This is a genomic window from Pseudomonas sp. 05L36, assembly GCF_056398125.1.
This window is the reverse complement of sequence record NZ_JBFTOU010000004.1, coordinates 41,610-55,682: the sequence shown is the minus strand read 5'-3', so window position 1 is coordinate 55,682 and position 14,073 is coordinate 41,610. Positions and strand designations below refer to the sequence as shown.

General features: G+C 60.3%; 14 protein-coding genes. 7 read left to right on the top strand and 7 right to left on the bottom strand.

From position 1 onward, the window contains the following. Nucleotides 1-4: 4 nt before the first annotated feature. Nucleotides 5-1,213 (bottom strand): bifunctional phosphopantothenoylcysteine decarboxylase/phosphopantothenate--cysteine ligase CoaBC, encoded by a 1,209-nt coding sequence (gene coaBC / locus AC1DKH_RS05825; protein WP_102700099.1) that lies wholly within the window; start codon nucleotides 1,211-1,213, stop codon nucleotides 5-7. 135 nt (nucleotides 1,214-1,348) lie between these two features. Between coaBC and radC the strand changes: the two genes are divergently transcribed. Beyond that, nucleotides 1,349-2,023 (top strand): RadC family protein, encoded by a 675-nt coding sequence (gene radC / locus AC1DKH_RS05820; protein WP_477763039.1) that lies wholly within the window; start codon nucleotides 1,349-1,351, stop codon nucleotides 2,021-2,023. Between the two features lie 144 nt (nucleotides 2,024-2,167). Here the strand turns inward: radC and AC1DKH_RS05815 are convergent, their stop codons facing one another. Beyond that, on the bottom strand, nucleotides 2,168-3,754 hold the full coding sequence (locus AC1DKH_RS05815) for an ABC transporter substrate-binding protein (RefSeq protein ID WP_477797698.1): 1,587 nt from the start codon (nucleotides 3,752-3,754) through the stop codon (nucleotides 2,168-2,170). Nucleotides 3,755-4,200: 446 nt separating this feature from the next. Here AC1DKH_RS05815 and rpmB point away from each other — a divergent pair, with 446 nt between their 5' ends. Further along, entirely contained in the window at nucleotides 4,201-4,434 is a 234-nt protein-coding gene (rpmB, locus tag AC1DKH_RS05810; protein WP_007975166.1) for a 50S ribosomal protein L28, read from the top strand. Between the two features lie 11 nt (nucleotides 4,435-4,445). Further along, nucleotides 4,446-4,601: a 50S ribosomal protein L33 gene (rpmG, locus tag AC1DKH_RS05805; RefSeq protein ID WP_003177274.1), complete on the top strand. Its 156-nt coding sequence runs from the start codon at nucleotides 4,446-4,448 to the stop codon at nucleotides 4,599-4,601. 116 nt (nucleotides 4,602-4,717) lie between these two features. Here the strand turns inward: rpmG and AC1DKH_RS05800 are convergent, their stop codons facing one another. After that, nucleotides 4,718-5,080: a cupin domain-containing protein gene (locus tag AC1DKH_RS05800; RefSeq protein WP_108217231.1), complete on the bottom strand. Its 363-nt coding sequence runs from the start codon at nucleotides 5,078-5,080 to the stop codon at nucleotides 4,718-4,720. A gap of 235 nt (nucleotides 5,081-5,315) precedes the next feature. Here AC1DKH_RS05800 and AC1DKH_RS05795 point away from each other — a divergent pair, with 235 nt between their 5' ends. Together AC1DKH_RS05795 and AC1DKH_RS05790 are read left to right on the top strand one after the other, a co-directional pair. After that, the gene (locus AC1DKH_RS05795; protein WP_007996504.1) at nucleotides 5,316-6,809 is read left to right on the top strand and encodes an aldehyde dehydrogenase; all 1,494 of its coding nucleotides are present in this window, start codon (nucleotides 5,316-5,318) and stop codon (nucleotides 6,807-6,809) included. A gap of 190 nt (nucleotides 6,810-6,999) precedes the next feature. After that, nucleotides 7,000-8,142 carry an MFS transporter gene (locus AC1DKH_RS05790; RefSeq protein WP_477752269.1) on the top strand — a complete coding sequence of 381 codons (1,143 nt, stop codon included), beginning with the start codon at nucleotides 7,000-7,002 and terminating at the stop codon, nucleotides 8,140-8,142. Between the two features lie 22 nt (nucleotides 8,143-8,164). Here the strand turns inward: AC1DKH_RS05790 and AC1DKH_RS05785 are convergent, their stop codons facing one another. Next, nucleotides 8,165-9,739 (bottom strand): phospholipase D-like domain-containing protein, encoded by a 1,575-nt coding sequence (locus AC1DKH_RS05785; RefSeq protein WP_477797697.1) that lies wholly within the window; start codon nucleotides 9,737-9,739, stop codon nucleotides 8,165-8,167. A 60-nt stretch (nucleotides 9,740-9,799) separates the two neighbouring features. Then, the gene (locus AC1DKH_RS05780; RefSeq protein ID WP_477797696.1) at nucleotides 9,800-11,233 is read right to left on the bottom strand and encodes an aminotransferase-like domain-containing protein; all 1,434 of its coding nucleotides are present in this window, start codon (nucleotides 11,231-11,233) and stop codon (nucleotides 9,800-9,802) included. Nucleotides 11,234-11,412: 179 nt separating this feature from the next. On the opposite strand from AC1DKH_RS05780, the gene AC1DKH_RS05775 reads away from it, so the two are divergent. Further along, the gene (locus AC1DKH_RS05775) at nucleotides 11,413-11,658 is read left to right on the top strand and encodes a DUF1127 domain-containing protein (RefSeq protein WP_477787146.1); all 246 of its coding nucleotides are present in this window, start codon (nucleotides 11,413-11,415) and stop codon (nucleotides 11,656-11,658) included. A 32-nt stretch (nucleotides 11,659-11,690) separates the two neighbouring features. Here the strand turns inward: AC1DKH_RS05775 and AC1DKH_RS05770 are convergent, their stop codons facing one another. Continuing rightward, nucleotides 11,691-12,998 (bottom strand): NAD(P)/FAD-dependent oxidoreductase, encoded by a 1,308-nt coding sequence (locus tag AC1DKH_RS05770; RefSeq protein ID WP_477797695.1) that lies wholly within the window; start codon nucleotides 12,996-12,998, stop codon nucleotides 11,691-11,693. 147 nt (nucleotides 12,999-13,145) lie between these two features. On the opposite strand from AC1DKH_RS05770, the gene AC1DKH_RS05765 reads away from it, so the two are divergent. Next, nucleotides 13,146-13,499 carry a YkgJ family cysteine cluster protein gene (locus AC1DKH_RS05765; RefSeq protein ID WP_477752274.1) on the top strand — a complete coding sequence of 118 codons (354 nt, stop codon included), beginning with the start codon at nucleotides 13,146-13,148 and terminating at the stop codon, nucleotides 13,497-13,499. An 80-nt stretch (nucleotides 13,500-13,579) separates the two neighbouring features. On the opposite strand, the gene AC1DKH_RS05760 is transcribed toward AC1DKH_RS05765, so the two are convergent. Next, nucleotides 13,580-14,068 carry an Lrp/AsnC ligand binding domain-containing protein gene (locus AC1DKH_RS05760; RefSeq protein ID WP_007975155.1) on the bottom strand — a complete coding sequence of 163 codons (489 nt, stop codon included), beginning with the start codon at nucleotides 14,066-14,068 and terminating at the stop codon, nucleotides 13,580-13,582. Between the last annotated feature and the right edge of the window lie 5 nt (nucleotides 14,069-14,073).

Below are 14,073 nucleotides of genomic sequence, written 5' to 3'. Positions count from 1 at the left end.
TAAATTAAACCTGGTTCAGACGTTCGGCGATAAAAGTGATCAGCTGGCGAGCAATCTTGCTCTTGCTGGTCTGGGCGAAGAGTGTGGCGTGTAGCTCACGGTCGATCACGCTGCAGGCGTTTTCTTCGCTGTTGAAGCCAATGCTCGGGTTGGCGACGTCGTTGGCGACGATCAAATCGAGGTTCTTGTCTTTCAGCTTGCGCGCAGCGTAATCGAGCAGGTGTTCGGTCTCGGCGGCAAAACCGACACTGAACGGGCGGTCGGGGCGGGTGGCGATGGTGGCCAGGATGTCCGGGTTACGCACCATCTGTAGCAACAAGCCGTCGCCGTTCGTAGGGTCTTTCTTGAGTTTCTGTGGGGCAACGACTTCCGGGCGGTAGTCCGCAACGGCTGCCGAGGCGATGAACAGGTCGCAAGGGATCGCCGCTTCGCAGGCAGCGAGCATGTCGCGGGCGCTGACTACATCGATGCGAGTGACGCGATCCGGGGTCGGCAGATGCACGGGACCGGTGATCAGGGTCACACGGGCACCGGCTTCCACGGCGGCTTCGGCCAGGGCAAAGCCCATTTTCCCGGAACTATGGTTGGTGATGTAACGCACCGGGTCGATGTTTTCCTGGGTCGGGCCGGCCGTGATCAGCACGTGTTTACCGGTCAGCGCCTGACGCTGGAAGCAGTCGGCGGCGCACTGGGCCAGTTCAAGGGCTTCGAGCATGCGCCCCAGCCCGACGTCGCCGCAGGCCTGGCTGCCGGAGGCCGGGCCGAAGACCTTGATGTCGCGGCTTTCGAGGGTTTGCAGGTTGGCCTGGGTCGCCGGATCGCGCCACATGGCCTGGTTCATTGCCGGTGCAACGGCGACCACTGCGTCGGTGGCCAGCACCAGCGTGGTCAGCAGGTCGTCGGCAATGCCTTGGGCCAGACGGGCGATCAGGTCCGCTGTGGCGGGGGCGATCAGCACCAGGTCGGCCCATTTTGCCAGCTCGATGTGGCCCATGGCCGCTTCGGCCGCCGGGTCCAGCAGGTCCAGGTGGACCGGGTGCCCGGACAGGGCCTGCATGGTCAGTGGGGTGATGAACTCTGCGCCGCCACGGGTCATGACCACGCGCACTTCGGCGCCCTGGTCGATCAGGCGGCGAACCAGGTCGGCGCTCTTGTAGGCGGCGATACCGCCGCCGACGCCCAGAACAATGCGTTTCCGATACAGCCGCTGCATAGGCCTGCCTTTCAATTCGTTGGTGACTTACGTGGCGAAACCCCCTCCCCAGGGTGAATTCGCCCGCAAAAAAGATGGGCTACGATATCACAGCGACCGCTATGGAACAGCGGTGCCCACAGACAGGGAGGTGCTATGAGTATTCGCGATTGGCCGGCGGCGGAACGACCACGGGAGAGGTTGCTTGAACAGGGCGCGGGAAGCCTTTCGGACGCCGAATTGCTGGCGATTTTTTTACGCACGGGCGTGGTAGGTAAAAGCGCCGTAGATTTGGCGCGACACCTGTTGAATCAGTTTGGCAGCCTGCGTTTGCTGCTTGAGGCCGATCAGGAAACGTTCAGCAAGCAGTTGGGACTTGGACCAGCGAAATTTGCACAGTTGCAGGCTGCGCAAGAAATGAGCAGGCGTCATCTGGCCGAGCGTGCGCGCCAAAAATCGGCACTGGAGAATCCGCAGGCGGTTCGTGAGTACCTGAAGTCGATGCTGCGCCACGAGCCTCACGAGGTATTTGGTTGCCTGTTTCTCGATTCCAAGCATCAGGTACTAGGGTTTGAGACGCTGTTTCGCGGCTCCATCGACAACACCAGTGTTCATCCGCGAGAGGTGGTCAAGCGCGCCTTGGCCAACAACGCAGCGGCATTGATCCTCTGCCACAACCATCCTTCGGGCAACACCGACCCCAGTCAGTCCGACCGGGTGCTGACCAAGCGCCTGCAAAAGGCGCTGGAGTTGATTGATGTGCGGGTGCTTGACCATTTCATCATCGGCGACGGCGATCCGTTGTCGATGGCGGAGTATGGGTGGATGTAGTGCATGGCCCCTGTAGGAGCGAGCTTGCTCGCGATAAACCCGAGAACGCTGCAGGGTGTCTGGCTACCCGCGTTATCGTTCACGACCATCGTCGGATCGCCGCCCGGAGCAAGCTCGCTCCTACAGGGTTTTGCGTATGGCGGGTTATTTGAAGTTGACCCTGGAATAATCCTGCCGCCCAAACGGGCTGACCGAGTACCCCTCGACATCCTTGCGTGTCAGCGCGAAAGCAGTCGGGTGGGCCAGGGGCAGCCACAACGCCTGTTGCTGGATCTGCGCCTGCGCCTGTTCGTAGAGCTTGCTGCGCACACCTTGCTCGCCAGTGGTCTTGCCGGCGCTGATCAGCTTGTCCAGATCCTGGTTGCAGTAGCGGGCGAAGTTGGTCCCGGACTTGACCGCGGCGCAGGAAAACTGCGGCGTGAGGAAGTTGTCCGGGTCACCGTTGTCGCCAGCCCAGCCCATGAATAGCAAGTCGTGTTCACCGGCCTTGGCGCGGCGGATCAGCTCGCCCCATTCGATCACACGTATTTCTGCCTGAATGCCGATTTCGGCCAGATCGGACTGCAGCAGTTGCGCACCGAGGCTCGGGTTGGGGTTGAGCAGGCTGCCGGAAGGGCGGGTCCAGATGGTGGTCTGGAAGCCGTCCTTGAGTCCGGCCTTGGCCATCAAGGCTTTGGCCTTCGCGATGTCGTGAGGGTAACCCGGCAGGTTTTTCGCGTAGCTCCAGGTGTTGGGTGGGTACGGACCGTTGGCCGCCTCGGCGGTGTCCTCGAACACGGCTTTGACATAGCTGGCCTTGTCGAAGGCCAGGTTGATGGCCTGACGCACTTCTGGCTTGTCCAGCGGCGGATGCTGGCTGTTGATGCCGACGAATGCGGTCATGAACGCGTCAGTCTTTTCGACTTTCAGGGCCGGCTCTTTCAGCGCTTCCTGTACGTCCAGAGGCTTGGGCGACAGGGCGATCTGGCATTCGTTACGGCGCAATTTCTGCAGGCGCACGTTGGCATCCGGCGTGATGGCGAAGATCAGCGGGTCTACAGAAGGTTTGCCGCCGAAGTATTCGGGGTTGGCTTTGTAGCGAACCGAGGCGTCCTTCTGGAAGCGCGTGAATACGAACGGCCCCGTGCCGATCGGCTGGCTGTTGAGCTTCTCAGGCGTGCCGGCCTTCATCAGTTTGTCGGCGTACTCGGCCGAATAGATCGAGGCGAAGCCCATGGTCAGGGTCGCCAGGAAGGTCGAATCCGGGTGGTCGAGGGTGAAGCGCACGGTTTGTGGGTCAAGGGCGTCGATTTTCTTGATCAGTGCAGGCAACTGCATCGATTGCGCATGCGGGAAGCCGCTCTGGGCGACTTTGTGCCACGCATTGGCCGGGTCGAGCATGCGGTCGAAGCTGAAAATCACGTCTTCGGCGTTCAGGTCACGCGTCGGGGTGAAGTACTCGGTGCGATGGAATTTCACCTGCGGGTGCAACTTGAAGACGTAGGTCAGGCCGTCGGGGCTGACTTCCCAGCTGTCGGCGAGGCTGGCGACCACTTTGCCACTGGCCGTGTCGAAGTCCACCAGGCTGTTCATCAGCACATCGGCCGAAGCGTTGGTGGTGGTCAGCGAGTTGTACTGCACCACGTCGAACCCTTCAGGGCTGGCCTCGGTGCAGACGCTCAGTGCGGCGGCAAAGGCCTGTGGGCTCAGCAGAAGCGGGGCGAACAACAGCGGTAGGGCAGCAAGGCGCATGGTCGGCTTCCTTTTCAGGTCGAAGGCCCATCTGCAAGTGCAGTCTGGAAAAGGCTTACCCTAGTGGGCTCTTTTGCAAATGACTATCCCCTTTTTCATTTTAAGGGGACTATAGGCGACTGAATTTGCTGTGCCACGGCTGAGCAAACTCTCTGGTTGGCTCGGTTAGCGATACTCTGCGACGAGCGGTCGCCATCGACGATAGCCTTTGTCCAAGGCGCTCGGAGTCCGAAAAACGGGGTTTTTGTGAATTCAACGCACACCGAATGTTGTTGCTCTCCAGTCTTTCTGGTATAAAGCAGCGCTCTTTTCTAGGGGCCCGGTTCCTTCACTGTAGGTGTAGCCGGTAAGACCTCTAAAGAAACGCGGCGCCTGGCGCCAAATGACTGAGAGATTAAGCGGCCAACCCATGCCGGGTTGGGCATGTGGTTTTAGAGGGCTGAGGCATGTCTAGAGTATGTCAAGTTACCGGTAAGGGTCCGGTAACCGGGAATAACATTTCCCACGCAAACAACAAAACCCGTCGTCGTTTCCTGCCGAACCTGCAGCATCACCGCTTCTGGGTTGAAGAAGAGAAACGTTTTGTGCGTCTGCGCGTATCTGCCAAAGGCATGCGTATCATCGACAAGCGTGGCATCACTGTCGTGCTGGCCGAACTTCGCCGCGATGGCAAGGTTTAAGGGAGCTAATCATGCGTGAATTGATTCGTTTGATTTCGAGCGCCGGTACTGGTCACTTCTACACTACCGACAAGAACAAGCGTACTACCCCGGACAAAATCGAGATCAAGAAATATGATCCGGTTGTTCGCAAGCACGTGATCTACAAAGAAGGCAAAATCAAGTAATTGATTTTTCCCTCTTACAAAAAAGGCCCGTATCGCGAGATACGGGCCTTTTTTGTTGCCTGAGGGTTTTGTGTCGGCCTTCAGGGGCTTTTCGCCGGCTCAAACACCTGAAATCTTCAAGCCTTCTGTTCAAACGCCACATAGATCTTGCGGCATGGCTCCAGCACTTCCCAGGTGCCTTTGAACCCGGCCGGAATGACGAAGCGGTCTCCGGCGCGCAAGGTCTTGGCGTTGCCGTCGCTGTCGCGCAGCACCGAAACACCCTGAACGATTTCGCAGTATTCGTGTTCGGTGAAGTTCACCGTCCACTGGCCGACGGCACCTTCCCACACACCGGCGTTCAACTGACCACAAGGGCTATTGTAGTGGTTGTAAACCGCTTGCTCCGGGTCGCCCTTGAGCACTTTGGTCGGGTCCGGACGGTAGCGTTCGGCGGCGGTGGTAGCCTGGCTGAAGTCGACGACGTTCTGGATGTTCATTGTTGTTATCCCTCCGTGATTACGGCGCGAGTGGTTGGTCAGCCCAAAGTCTATGTTTATTAAAATGAACATCGCAAGGCCATTTGCCGGCGTTATGTCAAATATATTGAAACTTTATGGGCGGCTGGTTTAGGGTGGTGGATGCCTTGGGCCGATAAGCAGGCTGGCCGGGCAGAATTCCTGACAGCGCCCGCGAAGAACGCGGGTGTCGTATCAATAAGAGGAGGACACTCGCATGACCACCCTGACCCGTGCCGACTGGGAACAACGTGCCCGCGACCTGAAAATCGAAGGCCGCGCCTATATCAATGGCGAATACACCGACGCCGTCTCCGGCGAGACTTTCGAGTGCATCAGCCCGGTCGATGGCCGTCTGCTGGGCAAGATTGCCAGCTGTGACGCCGCCGACGCCCAGCGCGCCGTGGAAAACGCCCGCGCCACCTTCAATTCCGGTGTCTGGTCGCGCCTGGCGCCGACCAAGCGCAAATCCACCATGATCCGTTTCGCCGGCCTGCTCAAGCAGCACGCCGAAGAGCTGGCCCTGCTTGAAACCCTGGACATGGGCAAGCCGATCAGCGACTCCCTGTACATCGACGTTCCCGGCGCGGCGCAAGCCCTGAGCTGGAGCGGCGAAGCCATCGACAAGATCTACGACGAAGTCGCTGCAACCCCGCACGATCAACTGGGCCTGGTGACTCGTGAGCCCGTTGGCGTGGTCGGCGCCATCGTGCCGTGGAACTTCCCGCTGATGATGGCGTGCTGGAAACTGGGCCCGGCGCTGTCCACCGGTAACTCGGTGATCCTCAAGCCGTCGGAAAAATCGCCGCTGACGGCGATTCGCATCGCTGAGCTGGCTGTCGAAGCCGGCATCCCGAAAGGCGTTCTGAACGTGTTGCCGGGTTACGGTCACACCGTCGGCAAGGCCCTGGCCCTGCACAACGACGTCGACACCCTGGTGTTCACCGGTTCGACCAAGATCGCCAAGCAGCTGTTGATCTACTCCGGCGAGTCGAACATGAAGCGCGTCTGGCTCGAAGCAGGCGGCAAGAGCCCGAACATCGTGTTCGCCGATGCGCCGAACCTGCAAGACGCTGCCGAAGCGGCTGCCGGTGCCATCGCCTTTAACCAGGGCGAAGTTTGCACCGCCGGTTCGCGCCTGCTGGTGGAGCGTTCGATCAAAGATAAATTCCTGCCGCTGGTGATCGAAGCGCTGAAAACCTGGAAGCCGGGCAACCCGCTGGACCCGGCGACCAACGTTGGTGCGCTGGTTGATACCCAGCAGATGAACACCGTGCTGTCTTACATCGAGTCCGGTCATGCCGACGGCGCCAAGCTGGTGGCCGGTGGCAAGCGTACGCTCCAGGAAACGGGCGGCACTTACGTTGAGCCGACGATTTTCGACGGTGTGAGCAACGCGATGAAAATCGCCCAGGAAGAAATCTTCGGCCCGGTACTGTCGGTCATCGCATTCGACAGCGCAGAAGAAGCCATCGCCATTGCCAACGACACACCATATGGCTTGGCCGCTGCGGTCTGGACGGCCGACATTTCCAAGGCTCACCTCACCGCCCGCGCACTGCGTGCCGGTAGCGTGTGGGTCAACCAGTACGATGGCGGCGACATGACCGCTCCGTTCGGTGGCTTCAAGCAGTCCGGCAATGGTCGCGACAAGTCCCTGCACGCGTTCGACAAATACACCGAGCTGAAGGCGACCTGGATCAAGTTGTAAGCCGTCAAGGGAGGCCTGTTGTAGAGCGGGCCTCCTGACACGACATAGATCCCTGTGGGAGCGAGCTTGCTCGCGATAGCGGTGTAACAGTCGACTTCAATGTTGGATGTTGCACCGCTATCGCGAGCAAGCTCGCTCCCACTTTGTTTTGTGTGGCCTCAAAAAATATCAATCCACAGGAGCGTGGAACATGCGTTGGGCGACGTATTTCGCCGTTTTGGCATCTGTCCTGAGTGTCGGCCTGGCCCTGGGGGTCAGCATGCCGCTGGTGTCGTTTCGCCTGGAAAGCTGGGGCTACGGCTCGTTTGCCATTGGTGTGATGGCGGCGATGCCGGCCATCGGTGTCCTGTTGGGGGCGAAAATCTCCAGCCATCTGGCGGCGCGTTTCGGCACGGCCAATCTGATGCGCCTGTGCCTGTGGGCCGGGGCGGTTTCGATCGGTTTGCTGGCGCTGTTGCCGAGCTATCCGATCTGGTTGGTGTTGCGCCTGATGATCGGGGTGATCCTGACCCTCGTATTCATCATCGGTGAAAGCTGGATCAACCAACTGGTGGTCGAGCAATGGCGCGGGCGGTTGGTGGCGCTGTATGGCAGCAGCTACGCACTGAGTCAGCTGGCCGGGCCGGTGTTGTTGGGCTTCCTTGGCACCGAGCACAATTATGGTTTTTGGGTCGGCGTCGGTTTGCTGATGGCGGCTCCATTTCTGTTGCTGGGGCGCAGTGGTGCGCCGAGCAGCGAGGCCAGCAGCGTGACCCTGCGTGATTTGCTTGAGTTCTGCCGTGGCCTGCCGGCGATTGCCTGGGCGGTGTCGCTGTTCGCCGCGTTCGAGGCGATGATTCTGACGCTGTTGCCGGTCTATTGCCTGCGCCAGGGCTTCACCACGGAGATCGCCCTGGCGATGGTCAGTACGGTGGTGGTCGGCGATGCAGTGCTGCAATTGCCGATTGGTGCGTTGGCCGATCGCTTGTCACGCCGCGCATTGTTTACCGGCTGCGCAGTCGTCTTGCTGCTGTCGAGTCTGGCGATTCCGATGCTGATCGACACGCTGCTGATCTGGCCACTGTGGGTGTTGTTCGGCGCCAGCGCTGGCGGGTTATTCACCTTGTCGTTGATCCTGATCGGCGAACGTTATCGCGACGATGCACTGGTGCGGGCTAACGCCCATATCGCCCAGCTGTGGGGGATTGGTTGTCTGATCGGGCCGCTGCTGGCGGGCGCCGGCAGCCAGTGGATCAGCGGTCATGCGTTGCCGTTGCTGATGGCGGTGGGGGCCTTGGGCGTATTGATCGTGGTGTCGCGGCAAGGGGCGTTTGGTACCGCGCAACCGGCATAGCTCAAAAGATCTTTTGAGGGTTCTACAACATCTTCTCCAGCCCAACCGTATTGCTCAGCCACGCATTGAATCGCCGCCACCAACTCCCTGGCTCCTTGGTCAGGGTGTGCATTTTTCCGTCGTCTTCGGTGGTCCAGACGATCTGACCGTTTTCCAGCTCCACCTGATAACTCAGGGCCGGCGCCATACCCTGCAGTGCCAGTTCGCGGGCCCGTGCGGCCAACTCCGGACTGTCCACCAGCACGCCGACTTCGGTGTTCCACAGTACCGAGCGCGGATCGAAATTGAACGAGCCAATAAAGGACTTCTGCTGGTCGAAGATCATCGCCTTGCTGTGCAGGCTGGATTCAGAGCCGTGATAGGCGTTGCTGGGAAAAAGATACGGCCCGCTACCGCTGTCGCCTCCCTCGCCGGGTTGGCGACGCAATTCGTACAGCTTCACGCCGTGCTCCAGCAGTGCCCTGCGATAGGGCGCGTAACCACCGTGTACAGCGGGAACGTCCGTGGCTTCCAGTGAATTGGTCAGCAAGCTCACGGAAACGCCGGCATCGGCGCGCCCGGTCAGGTACACCAGTCCCGGCTGGCCGGGCACAAAGTAGGCCGAGATCATGATCAGCTCTTTGCTGACGTTATTGAGTTCAGGTGCGAGTTGCGTGGTCAGCAGCAACTGCGGATCGGGTTCGCCCTTGGCCAGTACCTTGCTCGGCGCATCCCACAATGCCTGGTTCCAGGCCCAGATCAGTTCGCGGCGCCAGATGTCCAGGCGTGGGTAGGTGGTGAAGGTCATCAGGTGTTTGTAGAGCGTGTGATTCTGTTTGCGCGTTTCCGCCAGGGACTCTTCCAGTCGGGCGCGAGTGTTTTCCAGGTCATGGGGTGTGGGTTTGCTCGACAGGAATTCGTCGATCGGTTTACTCAGGGCGCTGTTCCAGTACTGGTCGAAACTGTGCCCGAGTTGCTCGGCGACGGGGCCGACACCGAGCATGTCGATGTCAGTGAAATTCATGTTGGGCTTGGCATCGTAATACTCATCCCCCAGATTGCGTCCGCCGACGATGGCCATGCTGTTGTCCGCCAGCAACAGCTTGTTGTGCATCCGTCGATGTTGTTGCGACAGATTGAACAGCCGGCCCACGGTACGGGTCACGCCGGTGCTGCGGCCAAGATTCAGCGGATTGAACACGCGGATCTGGATTTTCGGATGCGCGGCGAGGGTGGCGATGAGGCGGTCCAGGCCGTCGCTGGCGGTGTCGTCGAGCAGTACCCGCACCCGCACGCCCCGGTCGGCGGCCTTGAGCAACTCCTCGATCAACATGCGCGTGCTGATGCCGTCGTGCACGATGTAGTACTGCAAGTCGAGGCTGCTTTGGGCGTTACGGATCAGTTCGGCGCGGGCGGTGAAGGCCTCGGTGCTGTCTGACAGCAGGCGAAAGCCCGATTGCCCCTTGTAAGGTGCAGCCTGTGCCTGGACCGAGCGACCGAATGCGGAGTCTGAAGCCGGCAACGCCTGGCTCGGCACACGCTGAGCGTCGAAGCTGGAGCAACCGCCCAGGAACGTGGCGAGCAGAAAAAGAGCAAGCAGGGGCTGTCTGACTCTCACGTAGGATCGTTCCGTTTGGCGGTGCAGATAGGCATATGGACGCTGATTCCCGAAGAAAAGTCAGTCGCTGAGCTGATCGGTTTCCGCCAGCAGTTTGATCGCTGTCGCACCGACCTTGCGCACCGCGTCTTCGATCTGCGGTGTTGGTTTGGCGGCGTAGTTCATGCGCAGGCAATTGCGGTACTTGCCCGAGGCGGAAAAGATGCTGCCCACGGCAATCTGTACGCCCTGGTCGTGCAATGCACGATTCAGTTTCAGGGTGTCGAAGCTGTCCGGTAGCTCCACCCACAGCATGAAGCTGCCTTGCGGACGACTGGCACGGGTGCCGGCCGGGAAGTAGCGGCTTACCCAATCGATCATCAGGTCGCGATTGCGCTGGTATTGCGTGCGCATCCGCCGCAAATGCGGTTCGAAGTGGCCACCTTTAAGGAATTCGGCGATGGCGATCTGCGGTTGTGGCGCGGTGGATCCGGTGCTGATGTATTTCATGTGCAGCACCCGTTCCAGATAGCGACCGGGCGCGACCCAACCGATGCGCAGGCCCGGGGCCAGGGTCTTGGAAAACGAACTGCACAACAGGACCCGACCGTCCTCGTCGAAGGATTTGATTGTGCGCGGGCGTGGATAGGTATAGGCCAGTTCGCCATACACATCGTCCTCGATGATCGCCACGTCAAACCGTTGTGCAAGCGTCAGTAACGCGCGTTTGCGCGACTCTGGCATGATGTAGCCCAACGGGTTGTTGCAGTTGGGGGTCAACTGTATGACCTTGATCGGCCACTGCTCCAGGGCCAGTTCCAGCGCTTCGAGGCTGATGCCGGTCAGCGGATCGGTGGGGATTTCCAGGGCTTTCATGCCCAGGCCCTTGAGGGTCTGCATGGCGCCGTGAAAGCTCGGCGAGTCCACCGCGACAATGTCTCCGGGCTCGCAGATCGCGCGAATGCTGGTGGACAGCGCTTCGTGGCAACCGGTGGTGACCACCAGTTCGCTGGCGCTCAACTGGCAGCCGGAATCGAGCATCAGGCGCGCGATCTGTTCGCGCAGTTCGAGGTTGCCGTGGATGTTGTCGTAATACAGGCCGGGCATGTCCTGCCGCCGACTGATTCGCGCCAGGTCGCGCAGCAGCGGTTTCATGGTCGGACTGGTGATGTCCGGCATGCCACGGCCCAGTTGCACCACGTCTTTGCGCGGCACGGCTCGAATCAACTCCAGCACTTGATCCCATTGGGATATGTCCACCGGCCGCTGGGCCGGGCGGCCGACTGCCGGCAAATCCGGCAGTTCGCGACTGGCCGGGACGAAGTACCCGGATTTCGGCCGTGGCATGGCCAGCCCGCTGTCTTCCAGCACCCGATAGGCCTGTTGCACCGTGCTCAGGCTGACGCCGTGCTCGACGCTCAGCGCCCGTACCGAGGGCAGCCGGTCACCGGGGCGATAGAAGCCCTGTTCGATACGTGTGCCGAGCAACTCGGCGAGGTTGACGTAAAGGGTCATGGTGCAGCCTCGATAGGGGTGATTCGGTTAACCGGTACAGATCAGGCGAAAAATCAGGATTCAGTGGCGGAATCGGCAAAACTGTATGGATTTAATACAGCTGTTTTGAATCTGTAATGCTTTTGCGCGCCCACGCATCATGGAGCCTCTGGCTACCCAAGTAAACAGGAGCATCCAAGATGAACGGTTTGAGCGATGTGCGGCTGACGTTACACAGTCAGGAACTGGCGGCAGAGCAGAACAACGGCGCGCGGGAGGCGGGTATGCGCAATGCGTCGTCCGGCCAGAGTCACTGGGACCGATTCTGGCGTCGCCTGCACACGCGCAAGGCCTTGCTGGCCCTGACGGCTGACCAGCTCAAGGATATCGGGCTGACGCGGGAGCAGGCGCGGGAGGAGGGGCTGAAGCCTTTCTGGCGCCTGTAAGATGAACCGCGTTCCCGACAGGTGAATGGAATTCAGCGAAGCTCTTTAAGCCGATGCCACAACATCCCCAACGCCAGCAACGGCGAACGCAAATGCTTGCCGCCGGGGAAGGTGATGTGTGGCACCTTGGCAAACAGATCGAAGCCGCCGCTGTGCTGGCCGCTGATAGCTTCGGCCAGCAGCTTGCCGGCCAGGTGCGTGGCATTCACGCCATGACCGGAATAGGCCTGGGCGTAGTACACGTTCGGCTGGTCCTTGAGTCGTCCGATCTGCGGCAGGCGATTGGCACCGATGCCGATCATGCCGCCCCATTGGTAATCGATCTTCACTGCGCTCAGTTGCGCAAAGACCTCCAGCATTTTCGGGCGCATATACGCGGCGATGTCTTTCGGGTCGCGGCCCGAGTAATGGCAGGCGCCGCCAAACAGCAGGCGCCGGTCCGCCGAGAGCCGGTAATAATCCAGCGCCACTCGCTGGTCACAGACCGCCATGTTCTGCGGCAGCAGGGCGTGGGCCAGTTCTTCGCTCAATGGTTCGGTGGCGATGATGTAACTGCCGGCGGGCAGGACTTTTCCGCTGAGTTCCGGATTGAGGTTGTTGAGGTAGGCATTGCAGCCCAGCACCAGGGTTTTGGCGCGCACCGAGCCCTCGGCGGTATGGACCTTGACCTCTGGGCCATAGTCGATGCGGGTCACGGCCGAGTGCTCGAACAACTGGACCCCCAGATGTTGTGCCGCGGCTGCTTCGCCCAAGGCCAGGTTCAGTGGATGCAGGTGCCCCGAGCCCATGTCGATCAGGCCGCCGACGTAACGCGTGGAGCCGACCACGGTGTGCATCTCATTGGCTTGCAGCAATCGGGTCTCGTAGCGATAACCGAGGCTGCGCAATTCTTCGGCATCCTCGGCGAATCCTTCAAGGTCACGGGGCTTGTTGGCGAGGTCGCAGTAACCCCAGGTCAGGTCGCAGGGGATCTGGAAGCGCTCGACCCGTTGCCGGACGATTTCCACGGCTTCCAGGCCCATGAGTTTCATCTGCCGTACGCCTTCGACGCCGATGATGTTAGCGAATTGATCGAGGCCGTGGCCGACGCCGCGAATCAGCTGCCCGCCGTTGCGTCCACTGGCGCCCCAACCAATTTTATGGGCTTCAAGCAACACCACGCTGAGGCCGCGCTCGGCCAGCTCAAGCGCCGTGTTCAACCCCGAAAACCCGCCGCCCACCACACAGACATCGGCCAGCACTTCGCCTTTGAGCGCCGCAAGTTCGGGCTGCGGCAGGCTGCTGGCGGCGTAGTAGGAAGCGGTGTGGTTCAGAGCAGGCTGTTGAGCACGGGCATTCATGTGCGTGATCCTGGTTCTTGCTTTTAGAAAACTTGACGGAGCATAAGCCGGACCTTTCCGGGCGGGCAACATTGGTCGGCTGGTACTGTCTGGATCGGAGCTTTTGCGTCAGAATCCCGCTCTATTCCGCTATTGGTCACCGCTGCAATGAGCTGCAACAGCCAGACAATCCGCACATTGCGACAACAGATTCCCTCGTTCGAGTGCGTTCCCGGCTGCCATGACTGCTGCGGGCCGGTGACCACCTCGCCGGAAGAAATGTCGCGTCTGCCACGCAAGACCCGCGCCGAGCAGGATGCCGCCATGGAAGAACTCAACTGCGTGCATCTGGGGCCGAATGGTTGCACGGTGTATGACGAGCGGCCGCTGATCTGCCGGTTGTTCGGCACCACCAAGACCTTGCCGTGCCCGAATGGGCGCGGGCCGGTGGAGCTGATTCATCCGCGGGTGGAGACGCAGGTGTTTGAGTACATGGCCAACACTCGGCAGGTGTTGGTTTAAAAGATCGCAGCCTGCGGTAGCTCCTACAAAAAGCGCGTGTACATCCGTAGGAGCTGCCGCAGGCTGCGATCTTTTGATCTTCAATCCGGAATCGGCAAGGTCAGGCTCTCCTTCACCTCTTCCATCACGATATAGCTCTTGGACTCGCGCACATGGGGCAACTTGAGCAGGATGTCGCCCAGCAACTTGCGGTACGACGCCATCTCGGAAATCCGCGCCTTCACCAGGTAGTCGAAATCCCCTGACACCAGATGACACTCCAGCACGTGGGGCAATTTCAGCACCGCACGTCGGAACTCTTCGAAAGTATCGCCGGATTTGTAATCCAGGCTGATCTCGACGAACACCAGCAGACTACCCTTCAGGTGCTGCGGATTGAGCCTGGCGTTGTAGCCCATGATGATCCCTTCGCGCTCCAGACGCCGGACCCGCTCAGTACAGGGCGTGGTCGAGAGCCCGACCTTTTCTCCAAGCTCCGTAAAGGAAATCCGCCCGTCCGCTTGCAGGATCCGCAGGATGTTGCGGTCGATCTTGTCCAGCTCACGTTTGGTCTGAGTGTTGGTACGCATAGGGG